Origin of the sequence: Streptomyces sp. WAC04114, from assembly GCF_019733245.1 — a bacterium.
GTDB lineage: Bacteria > Actinomycetota > Actinomycetes > Streptomycetales > Streptomycetaceae > Streptomyces > Streptomyces massasporeus_A.
Map to the genome: position 1 here is coordinate 1 of NZ_JAIGQA010000304.1, position 3,674 is coordinate 3,674.

Here is a 3,674-nt window from a genome sequence, read left to right on the forward strand (position 1 = left end):
GGTGAGGGCGAGGCGGGGGCCGTGGGGGTTCTTGGAGTCGCGGACGAGGACCCGGGTCTCGTCCGGGGTCGCCACCTCGACGCAGTCGGGGCCCTCGTCCGTGCTGTAGCTGCTCTTTATCCACACGAGGTCGGTCATGTCTCTCCAAGCACTTTCTCGATGAGGGCCATCGACTCTCGTGGGCTGAGAGCCTGCGCCCGGATGGTCCCATAACGAATGTCGAGGAACTGCACTTCCTTCGCATCGGCGATCACACGGCTGATGTGCTGCACCTCCACGTGCCCGACCGTGGTGCCGTCCTTGAGCCTGAGCAGCCTGAACGGCCCGGCGAGACCTGAGTTCTCCTCCCGGCTCAGCGGCAGTACCTGAAGGTCGACGTTGGGCAACTCGGCCACCTCCAGTAGTCGTTCGAGCTGCTCGCGTATGACCATCCTGCCCCCGATGGGCCTGCGCAGCGTCGACTCACACTGGACAAAAGTGAAGAGCGGGCGGGCTGTCGTGTCGCTGACGATCTCCTGACGCGCCACACGGGCTGACAACCGCTGTTCGAGTTCGTCCGCCGTGAAGGGCGGTCGGCGAGCGCTGAACACTGCCCGTACGTACGCCTGGGTCTGCAACAGCCCATGGACGACGGAGTTGTTGTAGGCCCCCAATTCGACGGCCTCCGCCTCCAGTTTCTTCAGGTCCCGCACCTTCTTCGGATACCGGGCCTCCGCCACGTCCCTCTTCATCGCGGCGATCTTCCCGTCCGCGCCCAGCGCCTCGTCCGCCGCGTCCAGGTACTCCGGCCGTGGAATCCGCCGTCCCCGCTCCACCGACGAGACCAGGTCCTCGCCGTACCCGATCGCCGCCCCGAACTCCGCCTGGGTGAGGCCTGCCGCCTCTTGCCACAGCTTCAACTGCCGCGTGACCGTGCGCATCACGGCCCCGGCCTCGTCGTCGTCCAGCCCCGCTTCCCACCCGCTCATGCTCGCCGCCCTCCCGTCGCGCGCCCTTCCCCGGACCAACTCCGGCCGTCGGCAGTCGGTCACGCCGGACAGCCCGGACGGAATCCGGATACGGCTCGTACAGACTCGGCCGGTCGGCCAGGACCGGGGGCTTTCACCCACTGCGTCCATGAAGCCGGACAGCACCTGCGTCACCCGCAGATCCCGTGTCTGCCGCTGCCGTCGCCCTGAGCCGTCGAAGGCCTGCCTGTAACCGCCTGCCGCTACGCCGGTGTCACCGCGTGGCCGTAGCGCAGGAGGTTGTCCGGGTCGTAGACGGACTTGTCGTGGCGTAGGCGGGCGTAGACCTCCGGGGTCCAGGCGCGGGCGATGTCCTGTTCGTCGCCCGGGGTGCCGTGGATGTTGACCATGGTGCGGCCCGTTCCGTACGGGGCCATGGCCGTGTAGAGGCGGCGGGTCGCCTGCTCGACGGCCTCGGCCACCGGTGGGGCGGGCATGATGCCGACCGACTCCATGAAGTAGCGGGCGTCGCGGGAACAGACGGCGTCCTCGACGGCGGACGGGCGGGACAGTGCGCCGCCCATGTGTCGCAGGGAGGCCACGAGGAGGGGGTGCTCGGCGCCGGCTCCGGGGCCGACCTGCTCCAGGAACGTGTCGACGGCGTCGGGGGTCAGGTCGCGCAGCAGCATGCAGCACTCGCGGGCCGGGAGCGGGTCCTGGGGCTCCATGTGGATGCGGTCCAGGGCCGCGTACTCCATTTCCCGGCGACCCGGCCGGAGCCACTGAGGCCAGGCGCCCCGGCCGCCGCTACTCAGCACACCGTTGACCTGAAGACGCCCTCTCCATGTCCTCGACGGCCCGGTGTGACGGTAACGGGTCCCGGTGTGACGGTAACGGGTCCCGGTGTGACGGGAACGGGTCCCGGTGGCAGCCACCGGGACCCGTTCTCCGAGGGCCGGATCGTCAGACCAGGCCCACCGACAGGAAGCCGCCGCCCGCGGCGACCGCGAAGGCGAGTCCGCGTCGGCCCGCGGTGACCGCACCGGGGTTGCCCCGGGTCATCAGCACGAGCACGGCGTTCGCGGCGAACGCCGGGAGCAGGACGCCGAACAGTGCGAACGTACCGACCGTCTTGAGGGTCAGCTCGACCGGCGCGGCGAGCGCACCCGCGACCATCGCGGTCGCGGCGATCGCGTACAGCGTCCCCGAGGCGAGCGTGAGGTCGTCCCTCTTCAGCGGAGCGGGACCGCGCCCCTTGGCGTGGTTCCAGTGGCGCCGCTCGGTGCCGACCCGTGCCAGCACCATGATCACCACCTCGACCGCCAGGGCGATCACGGCGACATGCTCGATCGTCAATGCACTCACCTCACTTGCTGCACGCGGACGAGATGGCGGAGATGCCGATGAACGCCTTCACGGCCTCGCGCTCCTTGGAACCGACGTGCTTGCCGTTGACGAAGCGCCAGATGATGTTCGCCGTCTTCTTCGCGCCGTACCGCTTGAACAGCGCCACCGCGCGGGCGACCTTGATGCTGGAACCGGCCGGCGCGAAGCTGATCAGGACGGCGGCGACGGCGGCGCTGCACTTGACGACGAACTTCGTCTGGTCCCACCACCCCATCGCCGCCATCATCGGCTTCTTCCCGCCAGGTGCGGGGGCGGCAGAGGCGGGGGCGAGCTGGGCCAGGGCCGCGGCGCGTACCTCCTCCTTGGCGAAGACGGGCAGCAGCGCGGCCTGAGCCTCGCCGTCCCCGGGATAGGCGGCCTGCGCGAGCTGTTCGGCGGTCGGCTGTGCCGGTAGCGCGGCGAGGCGCGTGCGCAGGGCCTCCGCATCCGGAGCCGGCCTGGTCAGGGCCACCTCCAGTGCGGCGGCGAACTGGTCCTCGGTCACGCCGAGTTCGGCTATCCCCTCAGCGAGCGCCGCGCCCTGTGCCTGCTCCGCCGCGGTGAACTCCGGGACGTCGACGGCCGAGGTACTGCTCGCCGAGACGGTCCGCTGCGCCGCGGGGTCCGCGGCCTGGGCGCCGGTGGCGGTGGCGAAGAGGGCCCCCGCGGTGACGGCTGCGACGATCATGGCGCTGGTGCGCCGGGTGGCACCGCGTCGCTCGGTGTACTTGCTGATTCCGGCAGTCATGCCAGATTCCCCCTGCTTATTCAGTTGAGAGGTGATATCCACCTCCGTGGTCGGAACGACCGTAGCTACCGGCCGGTAGCCAAGTAAAGGATCTTGAGCAGGATCAGAGCCTTCTCCGGGTGCGGTGATGCCGCTGCTCGGCGCGGAGTGGCGCGCGGCGAACGGACGGCGTGGTGTGCGGTGAACGGGAGGGCGTGGTGTGTGGCGAGCGCGCCGGTGTGGTCCTCAAGGGCGCAGCTGAAGGAGACGGAGCGGTCGCTGTGGCCGGGCGCGGCGCCGTGCACGGTGTCATCCCTCGGTGGCGTGATCGCGCCGGAGGAGGGCGGTGCTCACACCGTGTGGCCGTAGCGCAGGAGGTTGTCCGGGTCGTAGACGGACTTGTCGTGGCGTAGGCGGGCGTAGACCTCCGGGGTCCAGGCGCGGGCGATGTCCTGTTCGTCGCCCGGGGTGCCGTGGATGTTGACCATGGTGCGGCCCGTTCCGTACGGGGCCATGGCCGTGTAGAGGCGGCGGGTCGCCTGCTCGACGGCCTCGGCCACCGGTGGGGCGGGCATGATGCCGACCGACTCCATGAAGTAGCGGGCGTCGCGGGA

General features: G+C 70.1%; 5 protein-coding genes and 1 pseudogene. All 6 read right to left on the bottom strand.

Going from position 1 to position 3,674, the window contains the following annotated elements:
- The coding region (locus K4G64_RS38290; protein ID WP_221760474.1) for a DUF397 domain-containing protein at positions 1-138 on the bottom strand (138 nt) is incomplete at its 3' end.
- Positions 135-968: a helix-turn-helix transcriptional regulator gene (locus K4G64_RS38295; protein WP_221760471.1), complete on the bottom strand. Its 834-nt coding sequence runs from the start codon at positions 966-968 to the stop codon at positions 135-137. The genes K4G64_RS38290 and K4G64_RS38295, both read right to left, overlap by 4 nt.
- Positions 969-1,210: 242 nt before the next feature.
- Positions 1,211-1,705 carry a hypothetical protein gene (locus K4G64_RS38300; RefSeq protein ID WP_260461550.1) on the bottom strand — a complete coding sequence of 165 codons (495 nt, stop codon included), beginning with the start codon at positions 1,703-1,705 and terminating at the stop codon, positions 1,211-1,213.
- 205 nt (positions 1,706-1,910) lie between these two features.
- Positions 1,911-2,303 carry a hypothetical protein gene (locus tag K4G64_RS38305; protein WP_221760472.1) on the bottom strand — a complete coding sequence of 131 codons (393 nt, stop codon included), beginning with the start codon at positions 2,301-2,303 and terminating at the stop codon, positions 1,911-1,913.
- A gap of 10 nt (positions 2,304-2,313) precedes the next feature.
- Positions 2,314-3,081 carry a hypothetical protein gene (locus K4G64_RS38310; RefSeq protein WP_051715255.1) on the bottom strand — a complete coding sequence of 256 codons (768 nt, stop codon included), beginning with the start codon at positions 3,079-3,081 and terminating at the stop codon, positions 2,314-2,316.
- 329 nt (positions 3,082-3,410) lie between these two features.
- Positions 3,411-3,674: pseudogene (locus K4G64_RS38315) on the bottom strand (FAD-binding oxidoreductase); the annotation flags it as partial.